The 14,141-nt window shown below is 44.9% G+C and carries 10 protein-coding genes and 1 CRISPR repeat array; all 10 genes read left to right on the plus strand.

Annotation, left to right across the window (positions count from 1 at the left end; all coding sequences use genetic code 11):
- The first annotated feature begins 12 nt into the window (after positions 1 to 12).
- The gene (gene fabZ, locus DW769_RS14715; RefSeq protein WP_022462591.1) at positions 13 to 450 is read left to right on the plus strand and encodes a 3-hydroxyacyl-ACP dehydratase FabZ; all 438 of its coding nucleotides are present in this window, start codon (positions 13 to 15) and stop codon (positions 448 to 450) included.
- Complete coding sequence (locus DW769_RS14720) at positions 447 to 1,793, plus strand: acetyl-CoA carboxylase biotin carboxylase subunit (protein WP_118659233.1); 1,347 nt, start codon at positions 447 to 449, stop codon at positions 1,791 to 1,793. Before fabZ ends, DW769_RS14720 begins: the two co-directional genes overlap by 4 nt.
- A gap of 276 nt (positions 1,794 to 2,069) precedes the next feature.
- Positions 2,070 to 3,779 carry an acetyl-CoA carboxylase carboxyltransferase subunit alpha gene (locus DW769_RS14725; protein ID WP_118750565.1) on the plus strand — a complete coding sequence of 570 codons (1,710 nt, stop codon included), beginning with the start codon at positions 2,070 to 2,072 and terminating at the stop codon, positions 3,777 to 3,779.
- A gap of 1,188 nt (positions 3,780 to 4,967) precedes the next feature.
- Positions 4,968 to 7,448, plus strand: a complete 2,481-nt coding sequence (cas3, locus tag DW769_RS14730; protein ID WP_118750566.1) for a CRISPR-associated helicase Cas3' — start codon at positions 4,968 to 4,970, stop codon at positions 7,446 to 7,448.
- A 19-nt stretch (positions 7,449 to 7,467) separates the two neighbouring features.
- Positions 7,468 to 8,202 (plus strand): type I-C CRISPR-associated protein Cas5c, encoded by a 735-nt coding sequence (gene cas5c / locus DW769_RS14735; RefSeq protein ID WP_118750567.1) that lies wholly within the window; start codon positions 7,468 to 7,470, stop codon positions 8,200 to 8,202.
- Complete coding sequence (cas8c, locus tag DW769_RS14740; RefSeq protein WP_118750568.1) at positions 8,199 to 10,133, plus strand: type I-C CRISPR-associated protein Cas8c/Csd1; 1,935 nt, start codon at positions 8,199 to 8,201, stop codon at positions 10,131 to 10,133. The genes cas5c and cas8c overlap by 4 nt, the downstream gene beginning before the upstream one ends.
- Positions 10,134 to 10,137: 4 nt before the next feature.
- Positions 10,138 to 10,995, plus strand: coding sequence for a type I-C CRISPR-associated protein Cas7/Csd2 (gene cas7c / locus DW769_RS14745; RefSeq protein ID WP_117761001.1), 858 nt, complete (start codon positions 10,138 to 10,140; stop codon positions 10,993 to 10,995).
- Positions 10,996 to 11,029: 34 nt separating this feature from the next.
- Positions 11,030 to 11,695: a CRISPR-associated protein Cas4 gene (gene cas4, locus DW769_RS14750; protein WP_199688487.1), complete on the plus strand. Its 666-nt coding sequence runs from the start codon at positions 11,030 to 11,032 to the stop codon at positions 11,693 to 11,695.
- Positions 11,692 to 12,723 (plus strand): type I-C CRISPR-associated endonuclease Cas1c, encoded by a 1,032-nt coding sequence (gene cas1c / locus DW769_RS14755; protein ID WP_118697436.1) that lies wholly within the window; start codon positions 11,692 to 11,694, stop codon positions 12,721 to 12,723. Before cas4 ends, cas1c begins: the two co-directional genes overlap by 4 nt.
- Positions 12,724 to 12,733: 10 nt before the next feature.
- Positions 12,734 to 13,024, plus strand: coding sequence for a CRISPR-associated endonuclease Cas2 (gene cas2, locus DW769_RS14760; RefSeq protein ID WP_118750570.1), 291 nt, complete (start codon positions 12,734 to 12,736; stop codon positions 13,022 to 13,024).
- A gap of 171 nt (positions 13,025 to 13,195) precedes the next feature.
- A CRISPR array of direct repeats spans positions 13,196 to 14,118; the repeat unit is 30 nt; unit sequence GTCGCCCTCCGTGAGGGCGTGAGTTGAAAT.
- The last annotated feature ends 23 nt before the right edge of the window (positions 14,119 to 14,141 follow it).

The raw sequence follows: 14,141 nt of genomic DNA on the forward strand, positions 1-14,141 counted from the left end.
AGGAAGCAGCGAATGAACAGTTTGACAACGAAACAGATTCAGGAGATTATTCCACACAGACATCCGTTTCTGCTGGTGGATTACATAGAAGATTTTGAGCCGGGCGAATTCGGCATTGGGTATAAATGTGTGACGTACCGCGAGGATTTTTTTGCGGGTCATTTTCCGCAGGAGCCGGTGATGCCGGGCGTGCTGATTATCGAGGCGCTGGCGCAGGTCGGTGCGGTTGCGATTCTTTCTCTTGACGAGAATAAGGGAAAAATTGCATTTTTCGGCGGCATCAACAAGTGCCGCTTTAAGGGAAAAGTGAAACCGGGAGACAAGCTTCGTCTGGAGACGAAAATTATCCGCCACAAGGGACCGATGGGCGTCGGAGAAGCGGTTGCTTCGGTCGACGGCAAGGTGGTCGCGCAGGCGGAACTGACCTTTATGGTGGGGGCAGCACAATGATTCGAAAAGTTTTGATTGCAAACCGTGGGGAGATCGCGGTCCGGATTATCCGGGCATGCCGTGAGATGGGAATTCTCACGGTTGCTGTTTATTCGGAGGCGGACCGGGAGGCACTGCATGCGCAGCTCGCGGATGAGGCGGTGTGCATCGGGCCGGCACCGTCGAAGGACAGTTATTTAAATATGGAACGTATTTTGAGTGCGGCGCTTGTGACGGGGGCGGATGCGGTTCATCCGGGATTTGGATTCCTGTCGGAGAACAGCACGTTTGCGCGGAGATGCCAGGAGTGCCACATTACGTGGATTGGGCCGTCGCCTGAGGTGATGGACCGGCTGGGTAATAAGTCTGAGGCGCGAAATACGATGCAGGCAGCCGGTGTGCCGGTGATTCCGGGGACGAAGGAACCTGTTTTTGACTGGGAGACGGGTCTTTCTGAGGCCGACCGGATTGGTTTTCCGGTGATGATTAAGGCGGCGCTTGGAGGCGGCGGCAAGGGTATGCGCATGGCGGAGACGCGCGGGGAGTTCCAGAGCGCGTTTCAGACGGCGCAGAAGGAGGCTAAAAGTTCGTTTGCGGACGGGACGATGTATGTGGAGCGGCTGATTCGTCATCCGCGTCATGTGGAGTTTCAGATTATGGCGGACTCGTTCGGGAATGTGATTCATCTTGGGGAGCGGGACTGCTCGATTCAGAGGAATCATCAGAAGATGATTGAGGAGTCGCCTTGTGTGGCGATTGATGACACGCTGCGGGAGCGGATGGGCTCGGCGGCGGTCCGGGCGGCGAAGGCGGCGCATTATGCGAATGCGGGGACGATTGAGTTTCTGCTGGAGCCGGACGGGAATTTTTATTTTATGGAGATGAATACGCGGATTCAGGTGGAGCATCCGGTGACGGAGTGGGTCACGGGGGTGGATCTGATTCAGGAGCAGCTTCGGGTGGCTTCGGGGATGCCGCTGTCGGTGACGCAGGGGGAGGTACGGCTTTCGGGTCATGCGATTGAGTGCAGGATTAATGCGGAGAATCCGGCGAAGAATTTCAGGCCTTGTCCGGGGAAGATTACGGAGATGCATCTGCCGGGCGGGTTTGGAGTACGGGTGGATACGGCGGCGTATGACGGGTATGTGATTCCGGCGTTTTATGATTCGATGCTGGCGAAGCTGATTGTGCATGGGAGGACGCGTGAGGAGGCGATTGCGCGGATGAGGAGTGCGCTGGGGGAAGTCGTCATCGAGGGAGTCGACACTAACGTTGATTATTTGTATTCTATTTTAAATGAAGAGGAGTATCTGGCCGGGAGGGCGGATATTGAGTTTGTGGAGCGGTTGACGGAGAGATTGTGAGAGACGGACGCCGCCCGGCAGTACAGCAGAGGGGGACGGCGCGGTTTCAGAGGAAAGAAACACTAAGGCCGCCCCCCTCTGCTGTACTGCCGGGCGGCTGAGATCAGACACACGACTGGGAGAGTGTGGTCAGCGACACCGCGGGGCGGTGCGGCTGGGATGACAGGAGTGAGCGGTTAAGAGAGAATGAATGCCTCGATGGGTGAGGTGTGTGGTTGGAAGATTGTTATGGTGACAATAGAGTGAAAGTGTTATGACGTAAGGAGTGATGGTGGTATGATGCTGGGTAAGTATTTTAAGAAGACGGTGTTTCGGAAGGAGCACACGGCGGATGGGGTGGTGCCGGAGGCACCGCAGGGGATTTTGAAGAAGTGTAATGCTTGTAAGGGGGCTATTTTTACGGAGGATGTGAAGAGGAATCTTTATATTTGTCCGAAGTGTGGGAATTATTTTCGGGTGCATGCGTATCGGAGGATTGAGTTTCTTCTGGATGATGGGAGTTTTGAGGAATGGGATCAGGGGATGACGGCGGGGAATCCGCTGGGGTTTCCGGGGTATGAAGAGAAGGTGAGGGCTCTGCAGGAGAGAACAGGACTTACGGAGGCTGTTGTGACTGGTAAGGGACAGATCAACGGGATGGAGACGGTGATCGGGGTCTGTGATGGCAGGTTTATGATGGCCAGTATGGGTGAGGCTGTTGGGGAGAAGATTACGCGGGCGGTGGAGAGGGCGACGAAGCTCTCGCTGCCGGTGATTTTGTTTGCGTGCTCGGGAGGGGCGCGGATGCAGGAGGGGATTGTTTCTCTGATGCAGATGGCGAAGACGTCGGCGGCGCTGAAAAGACACAGTGATGCGGGGCTTTTGTATGTGAGTGTGCTGACGGACCCGACGACAGGCGGCGTGACGGCGAGCTGGGCGATGCTGGGGGATATTATTCTGGCGGAGCCGCATGCGCTGATCGGGTTTGCGGGACCGAGGGTTATTGAGCAGACAATAGGACAGAAACTGCCGAAAGGGTTCCAGCGGGCAGAGTTTCTGGTGGAGCATGGGTTTGTGGATCGGATTCTGCCAAGAGAAGAGGCGAAAGAGGTGCTGTCGGAGATTCTGCGGATGCATGGGAAAGATATCGAAGTTTCCTCGGAAGTGCTGACTTTGGGGGATGGAGACGTGAAGCGGTCTTTGGCAGCACCAGAAACGGGAGAGAAAACATCGGCTTGGGACTGTGTGCAGAAAGCGCGGAAAAAGGACCGACCGGTGGGAGAAGATTATATTCGGGAGCTGTTTCCTGATTTTATTGAGTTTCATGGTGATCGACTGTATGGCGATGATGCGGCGATCATCGGCGGTATTGCATCGTTTGACGGCACACCGGTCACGGTCATCGCCGAGGCGAAAGGCGCGGATACGAAAGAAAACATCCGCCGCAATTTCGGCATGCCGTCCCCGGAGGGCTACCGCAAAGCCCTGCGTCTGATGAAACAGGCCGAAAAATTCCACAGGCCTGTTATCTGTCTCGTAGACACCCCAGGCGCCTTCTGCGGAATGGAAGCCGAAGAACGCGGCCAGGGCGAGGCGATTGCGCGGAACCTGTATGAAATGTCAGCGTTAAAAACGCCGGTTCTTTCTATTGTCATTTCAGAAGGCGGCAGCGGCGGTGCACTGGCACTCGCCGTGGCGGATGAAGTGTGGATGATGCAGAATGCCATCTACTCCATCCTGTCGCCGGAGGGATTTGCAAGCATCCTGTGGAAAGACGGCAAACGCGCGCCGGAGGCCGCCGAGGTGATGAAGCTGACGGCGGGGGATTTGAAGGAACTGGGAATTGTAGAAGAGACTGTGGAAGAGCCGGGGGAGTTTACGGTGGACACAATGCCAGTGGTGTGTGAAGAATTGAGAGGCAAAATTCTGAGATTCCTGGAAAAGTATGAGAAGATGGATGGGGAAGAACTGGTAGAGGAGAGGTATCGGAGATTTCGGGATATGTGAAAAGAAGATTTTGACATATTCTGAAATGCATGATATTATGATATTGAAAAGAGTGCTACCGATAGACGGTTAGTCCATATTTATTGGTTTATGTAAAAATAGTCGCCAAAGTTTGCAGGACTGGGCGGCTATTTTTGTGATTTCGCAGTATCTTTGCCGAAGTTGTATCCAAGGCTAAAGCAGGTTAAGCCGAAACTTACAACTGCTATGAAGTCGATAATACTCATGGCTTAGCCCTCATTTCCAAGGAATTCCCATATAAAGGGTTTCTATGTAATCGGAGAGTCACAGTCCCTCCGTAGAAGGACTAACCGCCTACCGTTATGGCAGCACCCGTATATTGAGTATAACAGTTTCTTGTAGTCCATTCAACAAAAATATGATTGAAATGCAGAATAAAAATATACGGATTTTAGATATACAAAATAAATAGAGGATTTGAAGGGAGGAATAACTAATTGACGTTGGCGGAATTTATGGTAAGATAAAAGGGCAGGATACAAATACCGAGGATATTCTGCGAGTTCAGACTTAGGTCTGTGAGTTGAAAAACATTTTTGGATAGGTGTTAGACAAAAAGCATTAGAAAATATTCTAGTGCTTTTTATTTTAGTATTTATGTTATACAATAATGTAAACTTTACATTATTGTATAGGTATAAAAATATAATTATTGTTGCATATTAGTAAAAAAGGTGATATAGTGAAAGGGTAAAAAGAAGAAGTTATCAGATATTGGCAGTATCGGATAACTTCTTCAGGTAGAAAACTGATTCAATTTAGAAATAAGATCTAAAAAGAATAGTAAACTACGAACATATACTATTCTATACGTTATTTTCTAATTTGTAAAGTCTTCTATAATTTTAGAGTAAAAAATACTCTAACACACAAAGGAAGAATTACAAAATCTAAAAATCTTTGTAAATTCCCAATGTGAAAATAAAAATCAAATTGATCCTAAGGCAGAAATGCGATTTAAGAGGAGAGGTGGTAAAAAGGATTTTGAATAGAATTATTTGATATGTCAAAGTAGAAAACGATGAGGTATAAACTAAATATATGATCGAACAAAAGTTTGAAAATATATTGCGCTACAGGTCGGAGTCTGCTATAATGTGGTAAAAGTGAATAAAAAATCAGAACTTGACTCCGAAAAATAAACAAAATAGACAAAAGGAGAAAGTGATGAATAATACAAACGAAAATAGAACAAGTGACATTTATCTTGCACATGTGGATTTTGAAACAGGCCGTACCCAGAGCTTTCAGGAACATACAGATAATGTAACATCATATGCAAAAAGCATTTGTCCTATGGAAGAGATTCAGAAACTTGTCGAGGCGGCCGCACTTTTTCATGATGCGGGGAAACTCTCTGATGATGTGCAGAAAGATTTTCAAGATATCTTGAAAAAGGGGGATCAGGCACACCGAAACGATTTGGATCACTCAACCGCAGGTGGACGGATGCTATGGAAAATGATGCGGCAGAAAACAGCAGCAGAGCTGTTAAGTACAGTTGTGTACTCACATCATGGAATCAGCGACTGTATTGATTTTGAAAGCGGGTGTACCTTACAGGAACGCAGAGCGGAAAAAGAGTGTCAGGAAGACATTGTGAAGGAAAGATTTTTTCAGATCTTTGATAAAGAGAAAATCCAAAAAGTGTGCGAAGCAGCAGATGCACAATATGTTCAGATTAATAAAAAAATAGGAATGTTTGTGCGAAAAAGCACAAAACAAAATCGTCATTGTGGAAATGGATATTTTTATATTGGAATGTATTTCAGAGTATTGCTTTCTATGCTGCTTGACAGTGATTGGACAGATACGGAAAAATTTTTTCAGAATGAAGAATTGAAACAACGTATTTCAAAGAAAGAAATACAGAAAATATGGCAACAGAGTATACAATGTTTTGAGAACTATCTTAATCATGAAATTCGAAACAAGGCAGAAAATGGCCAGAGTCTTCAGGCAGTCCGGCAGGAGATTTCTGAGAGGTGCTATGAAGAGGCAGAAAAAGGAACGAGACTGTATCGTCTGACAGTACCAACGGGAGCTGGAAAGACATTAAGTAGTTTGCGCTTTGCACTGTATCGTGCCGAGCGGACCCAAAAACAGCATATTATTTATGTTGCCCCATTTAACAGTATTTTAAGCCAGAATGCCGATGAGATCCGGAGAGCAGTTGACGATCCGGATATCGTACTGGAACATCATTGCAATGTGATTCTTTCGGAGAAAAAGCAGGAGAAAGACTATAAAAAACTGACAGAAACATGGGATGTGCCAATTATTATGACATCAGCTGTACAGGTATTGAATGTACTTTTTTCGGGACAGAAAAGAGATATCCGCAGAATGCATACCTTATGTAACAGCGTGATCATTTTTGATGAGGTACAGGCCATTCCGAAGAAGTGTATGGAACTTTTTAACTTAGCAGTAAATTTTCTTACCAATTTTGCGGAATCGGATGTTGTATTATGTTCAGCTACCCAGCCATCCATTAAAGATTTGAAAGAGAATAATTTAAGTGAATGCATGGAGATGACGGAAATCATAGAAAAGTATGAAGAAGCCTTTCGAAGAACGGATATCGTAGATTTGACAGAAACAGAAGCGTATCCGGGCGGAATGGAAATTGAGGATCTCTGTGATTTTACGTTGCAGCAAGCTGAGACATTTCGAAATGTGCTGGTCATAGTAAATACAACCGAATGTGCAAAACAAGTATATGAAAAGATAAAAAGCAGCTGTTCAGACGAAGATCAAGTTTTTCACCTGAGCAATAAACTTTGCCCGCAAAATAAAGAGGACACGTTGGAAACGGTCCATGCGGCATTACGAAAAAATAGAGAATCCGGATATACAGGCAGAGTGATCTGCATCAGTACACCGGTTGTAGAAGCGGGTGTGAATTTTTCTTTTGGCTGTGTCATTCGATCAAAAGCGGGATTGGATCATGTGATCCAGGCCGCTGGAAGAGGAAATCGCCACAAGGAGTATCCCTGGTTTGGAAAGATTTACATTGTACAATTGACAAACGAGGCCGAAAGTCTGGAAAAGCTGCCAGAGATACAAGAAGAACAAAGAGCAGTACAAAAATTATTAGAACAATTTCGAAGTAAGCCTGAAATTTTTGAAAAAAGATTAGATTCGTCGAAAGCGATAGCGATTTATTATCAGTATTACTATCAGGTGCTGCAGGCTGATATCACGAAATTTCCGGCGAAAAATTATAAAACGACCTTGCTAGAAATGCTGGGAAAAAATTGTCCGGGAAGAAAACAATATTGGCATAAGTTTGAACAAGAGTATAAGGGGGGAATGGCACAGGCATTTGCAACGGCAGGAAAAGAATTTGAAGTTATTTCTAATGATTATAAGATTCCAGTTGTGGTTCCCTATAATGATGAGGCCAAAAAACTGATTGCAGCATTTGTCGGAGCAGATGGTGAGTATTTACCTTGGGAGGAAAAGCAGAAGATGCTGCGGGAACTGCAAAAATATACGGTTGGAATTTCAGAAGTGCAGAAGGAACGTCTTAATAATGCAATATATCAAATTAGCGATGAAGAAATACTCGTGTTGAGCGAAGGGTATTACAGCAATGAAGTTGGTGTGCTGGAAGAACCGCAGATGAACTTTGAGAACTATTAAACATATTGGAGGTGGTACAATGGAAAAACATGCGAACACCATAGAGTACGAGGTGTATGGGGACTATGCATTGTTTTCTGATCCGGTGGTGCGTGTTGGAGGCGAAAAAACAAGTTATTCAATTCCAACTTACGAGGCATTGCGAGGTATTACGGAAAGCATATTTTGGAAACCCACGATCTTTTGGGTAATTGATGAAATTCGCGTTATGAACCGGATTCAGACGGAAACAAAAGGTATTCGTCCTATTAAATACAATGGCGGAAACGAACTGGCATACTACACGTATTTAAAGGATGTGCGTTATCAGGTACGTGCTCATTTTGAATTTAATGAGCATCAGGTCAACATGGTACAGGATAGAAATGAGCGAAAATATCAGTGCATGTCAGAAAGAATGGTAAAGAGCGGAGGCCGGAGAGATATTTTTCTTGGAACAAGAGAATGTCAGGCATTTGTGGAACCGTGTGAATTTGGCAGTGGAGCAGGATATTATGATGATATGGAAAAAGATATAGATTTCGGTTTCTCTTATCACGGAATTACTTATGCGGAAGAAGCCGTTTTGTCGGAGGATCAGGGAAAAATGACGGTAAGATTCTGGGAGCATCCGACCATGACAAGGGGAGGCTACATCGTTTATCCCCGTCCGGAAGAGTGTACAATCAAACGTCATATACGAAAAATGCAGCCGAAAATATTTGAAAATATCGAGAAAGAAGAACATGAAAAAAGGGAGGTGAAAGATACGTGAACTGGGGAAGAGAAGCACTGGATTTGTACGAAAAAAATCTGAACAAGGTAGGAAAAATAGAATATCGTGGTGAATTTCCCTATACGCTGCTTCCAACATTCCACTCAACGGCAACGGCACAGATTACGGTAACCATTGATGAAGAAGGTAACTTTTTACATGGCGAACAGGTTCCTGCAAATGATAAATTTACCATTATTCCGGTTACAGAAAAATCAGGAAGCCGAACATCTGGAAAAGAAGCCCATCCCCTGTGTGATAATTTAAGATATCTGGCGGGCGATTATCCGCTTTATGTGGCGGACGATGGAAGCTGTTTTGAAATTTACATGGAACAATTAAAAAAATGGTATGAGTCAGAATTTTGCCATGATAAAGTAAGAGCAATTTATTATTATCTGCAGAAGAAAAGTTTGATGCATGATTTGATTGAACAGAAGGTATTGAAGCAAAATGAAGATGGAACGCTGGCAGAAAAGGAAACGATTCAGGGAATTGATCAAAGTAAAGCGTTTGTGCGATTTATTGTGCGCTCTTTAAGTAATCCACTGACAGAAACAGTTGATGAATGCTGGAAAGATAAGACCTTATGGGAAAAATATCAGCAGTATCAACGGTCTATGGAAGGGGAAAAGGGACTTTGCTATTTAAGTGGAAAAAGAGAAAGTATTTCCTATCTACAGCCAAAGAAAATCCGAAATGAAGGAGACGGCGCGAAACTGATTTCTTCAAATGATAAGGATAATTTTACGTATCGTGGTCGATTTACAACGAAAGAAGAGGCATTTGCAATTGGAAATGAAACATCCCAGAAGGTTCACAACGCATTGAAATGGATTATCCGCAGACAGGGAGGCACATATGATACCATGGTGTTTGTTACATGGGAAACAGCGGAGGATTCAGCAGGAGAATTAGAAGTTCAATGGGACTCGGATACGGAGCATATTATATCTGAATTTGATGAATGGGATACCGGACTGGAAGATCCGGAGTTTGACACCAATGCGATCGGAGCGGAGCTGTTTCAGAAGGCGATGAGTGGGTATCGCACGCTGCAGAACGAGGAAAAATGTCCCACGACTATGAAATATATGGTGTTATTAGGAGTCGATGCAGCAACACCGGGGCGCCTGGCAGTCGTGGAAGCAAAAAAAATTGAAGAAACACGATATTTAGAGAATATCAGAAAATGGCACAAGGACTGCTGGTGGCGTCATGAAAAATGGAGAGACGGAAAAAGAATTGTTTATTATGGCATGGTTGGAGTAAAGGAGATAGCGGATCTTTTATTCGGAATAGAAAATAATGGAAGTATTACCATTGTAGATGGAAACAGCAAAAAACTTTATGCTGAGGTTGCAAAGCGTATCTTGCCATGTATTTGGGATGGGCAGAGAATACCAGCTGATTATGTGGAAAGGGCGATAAATAAGGCATCTAATCCATTGGCATATAAAGAACGGAGAAACTGGGAGCAGATTTTGCAGCTTGCGTGCTCCATGGTTAAAAAAAGAAGAAAAGAACTTTATAAGGAGGAATGGAAAATGGCGGTAGACAAAAATTGCACAGAAAGAGATTACCTGTATGGAAGATTGCTTGCTGTAGCAGATCGAATTGAATATCGGACTTTTGATGTGGATAAGGACAGAAGCAGAATTACAAATGCAAAGCGATACATGAATAATTTTTCGCAGAGACCGTTTGAAACCTGGAAAGTTATTGAAGAGAATATTCAGCCGTATTTGAGCAAATTGCCAGTGCCGGAACGAAGATTTTATGAAAATCTGCTGGACGAAATCGAGGACGCATTTGAAAGTGTAAACGATTATCAGGAGAATAAACGTTTGAGCGGCTTATATTTACTTGGATTTCACAGTCAGTCCTGTGGGCTGAGAACTTACAAAACAGAGAAAACAGAGGAGGAATAAAGAAATGAGCGAATTAAAAGGAAAAATTGATTTTACATTATTTGTGAGTGCAACGAATGCAAATCCCAATGGAGATCCACTGAACGGAAACCGTCCGAGAATTAATCTGGATGGATATGGGGAAATTTCAGATGTCTGCATTAAACGAAAAATCCGAAACCGCCTGCAGGATCTGGGACAGAAAATTTTCGTGCAGTCAGATGACAGAACGGACGACTCATTCAAGAGTCTGAAGGAGCGCGCAGATGGTTGCGAGGAGCTTAAAAAACAGATGGGAAATAAGAAAGATGCGAGCAGAGATCTCTGCGCACAGATTGCATGCAGGGAGTGGATCGATGTGAGAGCATTTGGACAGGTTTTTGCATTTAAAGGAATTCCAGTATCCTTTGGCGTACGCGGTCCGGTGTCGATTCATCAGGCAGTAAGTCTGTCTCCGATTGATATCATGAGTATGCAAATCACCAAGAGCGTAAACAGCGAGGCCGGAAAAGAAGGAAAGGCATCTGATACGATGGGAACGAAACATAGAGTTGGGTTTGCTGTATACAAGGTGATGGGAAGTGTCAATGTGCAGCTCGCGGAAAAGACGGGCTTTACCCAGGAGGATGCTGAGATACTGAAAGAAGCACTCATGACATTGTTTGAAAATGATGCATCGTCAGCACGTCCGGAAGGAAGTATGGAGGTATGCCGGATGTATTGGTGGCAGCACGAGGAAAAAACACCGGCTATTTCGAGTGGAAAGATCCAGAGAGGATTTGACTGGAATAAAGATTTAGATCATCCGAGAAGCTTTAAGGATTATGATATTACCTGGAATGTAGAAGGATGCAGAGAACCGGAGATTTTTGATTTTGTCTAAAGATACGGTCGTTTTCCGTGAGGGGTGAATTGGAATGTATGATGAGGATGATTATCTGCAGTTGTCAGGAATTCAACATTTTGCATTCTGCCGGCGCCAATGGGCACTTGCATATATCGAGATGCAGTGGCAGGAGAATGTCCGCACGGTAGAGGGAAAGATTCTTCATGAAAATGCACATGATCCGGGTCTCAAAGAAAAAAGAGGAGATCTGCTGATTGTGCGTGCGATGCCGGTTCACTCCTGCGAAATGGGAGTGAGCGGCGAGTGCGATGTGGTGGAATTTCATCGGGTGAAAGAGGGGATTTCACTGCATGGAAAAGAAGGATTTTATCGTGTAGTGCCAATAGAATATAAGCGGGGAAAACCAAAAGAAGGAGAAGAGGATATCCTGCAGTTGGCAGCGCAGGCGTTTTGTCTGGAAGAAATGCTGTGTTGTGAAATCGAGTATGGATATCTTTATTACGGTGAAGTCCGCAGACGCCATAAGGTAGAATTTGATAATGCAATCCGGGAAAAAGTGAAGCAGATATTTGCAGAAATGCATAAGTATTATGAACAACAGTATACACCGAAAGTAAAAATACGCAGGAAATGTAATGCATGTTCCTTGAAAGATATTTGTCTGCCGGTTTTAAATAAGAATAAATTGGTTGCGGAATACATTACCAAGAGAATGCAGGAAGAGGAAAATCTATGAAAAGATTGCTGAATACCTTGTATATTACTTATGGAAATCGTTATCTTTCACTTGATGGGGAAAATGTCGTAGTAATGGAGGATAAAAAGGAAATAGGAAGAATCCCTTTACATAATTTACAGGCGATCGTGACCTTTGGCTATACAGGAGCGAGTCCGGCATTAATGGGGGCGTGCGCGCAAAGAAACATTGAATTATCCTTTATGTCCGGAAATGGTCGTTTTCTGGCGAGAGTCAGCGGAGAAGAAAAGGGAAATGTGACACTGCGAAAAACACAATACCGCATCAGTGAGAAAAAAGAAGAAAGCGTCAAAATAGCAAAGAATTTTATTCTTGGCAAGGTCTATAATGCCAGGTGGGTGCTCGAGAGAGCCGCCAGAGATTACAGTATGCGGCTGGATGCAGAATTGCTTAAGAAAAAATCAGCTTTTCTGGGGCAGAGTATGAATAAAATCAGAGAATGTGAAGATGCGGGAACACTTTTAGGACTGGAAGGAGAAGCTGCATCGGTATATTTTTCCGCTTTTGATGAACTTATTCTGCAGCAGAAAGAGGATTTTTATTTTCATGGAAGAAATAAGAGACCACCGTTAGATAATGTGAATGCGATGCTTTCGTTTGGATATTCTTTACTGGCAGGAATGTGCGGCGGGGCGCTGGAAGCAGTGGGCCTGGATCCATATGTTGGATTTTTCCACACAGATCGTCCGGGACGAATGTCATTGGCGCTGGATCTGATGGAAGAATTTCGTAGCGTTATGGTAGATCGGTTTGTTCTGACACTTATCAACAAGAGGATTATGAAGCCAGAATATTTTTTAACTAAGGAAAACGGTGCCGTTATTATGACGGAGGAGGGACGAAAAGCCTTTCTTAGTGCATGGCAGGGAAAAAAACAGGAGATGATTACGCATCCATTTTTAGGCGAAAAGATCGAGTGGGGAATGGTTCCATATGCACAGAGCATGCTGCTGGCACGTTTCCTGCGAGGGGATCTGGATGAATATCCGCCATTTTTGTGGAAGTAGGTGATTTTTAATGCTGGTGCTGATCACATATGATGTAAATACACAAACCGCTGCAGGCAGAACGCGATTGCGCAAGGTAGCAAAAGAATGTACCAATTACGGCCAGCGAGTCCAAAATTCTGTCTTCGAGTGCCAGATGGATGCGGCTAAGTGCCGACAGGTAAAAGATATACTAGAAAAAATCATAGATAAAGAGACCGATAGTTTGCGGTTTTACTATTTGGGTGAAAAGTACAAAAACAAAGTAGAACATGTTGGTGCAAAAGCGGGATTTGACGTGATGGACACACTGATTCTGTAGTGCGAATGCCAAGTGCACAGAAAAAAGCAGGAAGATTCGCACTTGAAATTTAAAGGATTTTTGCTGAAAAGATAGAATTTGGGGGAGGAGGGAGATGAAATGAGGAAGAAAATATAGAGATATTAAATAAGCATAGCCGCGATTTAGAAGAAAAATTTGTCTAAATTTGCTGTCGCCCTCCGTGAGGGCGTGAGTTGAAATATCGAGGTTGCAAGCGGAATGCGGGAAAGCGTACGTCGCCCTCCGTGAGGGCGTGAGTTGAAATGAGAAAAAGCTGGTGCAGATCTCCGGCACCGCTCTGTCGCCCTCCGTGAGGGCGTGAGTTGAAATATGAATAGGAAAAAAAAGATGAAGAAAAAGGTAATGTCGCCCTCCGTGAGGGCGTGAGTTGAAATGTGAATTTCGCGCTGCCAGCAACAAGATTACACTGTCGCCCTCCGTGAGGGCGTGAGTTGAAATGGATGGAGTTGGAATAATCGGTACTTTGTCCACGTCGCCCTCCGTGAGGGCGTGAGTTGAAATACAAAAGGATGATCCGATACCGGCACCGTGGGAGTGTCGCCCTCCGTGAGGGCGTGAGTTGAAATACAAGGTCAATGACACGGAATTAAACATCCGTAGTCGCCCTCCGTGAGGGCGTGAGTTGAAATACAATTTACAATAATGAAAAGAAAGAAATCTGGGTCGCCCTCCGTGAGGGCGTGAGTTGAAATGTAGTCAAACGGAACCTCATCCGGCAGACCGAAACGTCGCCCTCCGTGAGGGCGTGAGTTGAAATATCAACGAGTCCGGGCTGTATGCGCTGATCTTCGTCGCCCTCCGTGAGGGCGTGAGTTGAAATTTTCTGCTTCTGCTTTCGTAATTTCTTCCATCCGTCGCCCTCCGTGAGGGCGTGAGTTGAAATACAGGTACAGATACGGACATATCTCCGTACGTCACAGTCGCCCTCCGTGAGGGCGTGAGTTGAAATGGAGGACAAAAATATGGCAGTATCAGCAACTTGTCGCCCTCCGTGAGGGCGTGAGTTGAAATGGTGGTACAGATATACCACTAACACGCTCCACGTCGCCCTCCGTGAGGGCGTGAGTTGAAATACAATTTACAATAATGAAAAGAA

Source organism: Blautia sp. AM29-29, assembly GCF_003480555.1.
GTDB classification, from domain to species: domain Bacteria; phylum Bacillota; class Clostridia; order Lachnospirales; family Lachnospiraceae; genus Fusicatenibacter; species Fusicatenibacter saccharivorans.

Coding starts and splice junctions, on each gene's coding strand:
- cas5c (WP_118750567.1), top strand. CDS start 7,468: ATGGAAAAACATGCGAACACCATAGAGTACGAGGTGTATGGGGACTAT.
- cas4 (WP_199688487.1), top strand. CDS start 11,030: ATGTATGATGAGGATGATTATCTGCAGTTGTCAGGAATTCAACATTTT.
- cas1c (WP_118697436.1), top strand. CDS start 11,692: ATGAAAAGATTGCTGAATACCTTGTATATTACTTATGGAAATCGTTAT.
- fabZ (WP_022462591.1), top strand. CDS start 13: ATGAACAGTTTGACAACGAAACAGATTCAGGAGATTATTCCACACAGA.
- DW769_RS14725 (WP_118750565.1), top strand. CDS start 2,070: ATGATGCTGGGTAAGTATTTTAAGAAGACGGTGTTTCGGAAGGAGCAC.
- cas2 (WP_118750570.1), top strand. CDS start 12,734: ATGCTGGTGCTGATCACATATGATGTAAATACACAAACCGCTGCAGGC.
- cas7c (WP_117761001.1), top strand. CDS start 10,138: ATGAGCGAATTAAAAGGAAAAATTGATTTTACATTATTTGTGAGTGCA.
- cas3 (WP_118750566.1), top strand. CDS start 4,968: ATGAATAATACAAACGAAAATAGAACAAGTGACATTTATCTTGCACAT.
- DW769_RS14720 (WP_118659233.1), top strand. CDS start 447: ATGATTCGAAAAGTTTTGATTGCAAACCGTGGGGAGATCGCGGTCCGG.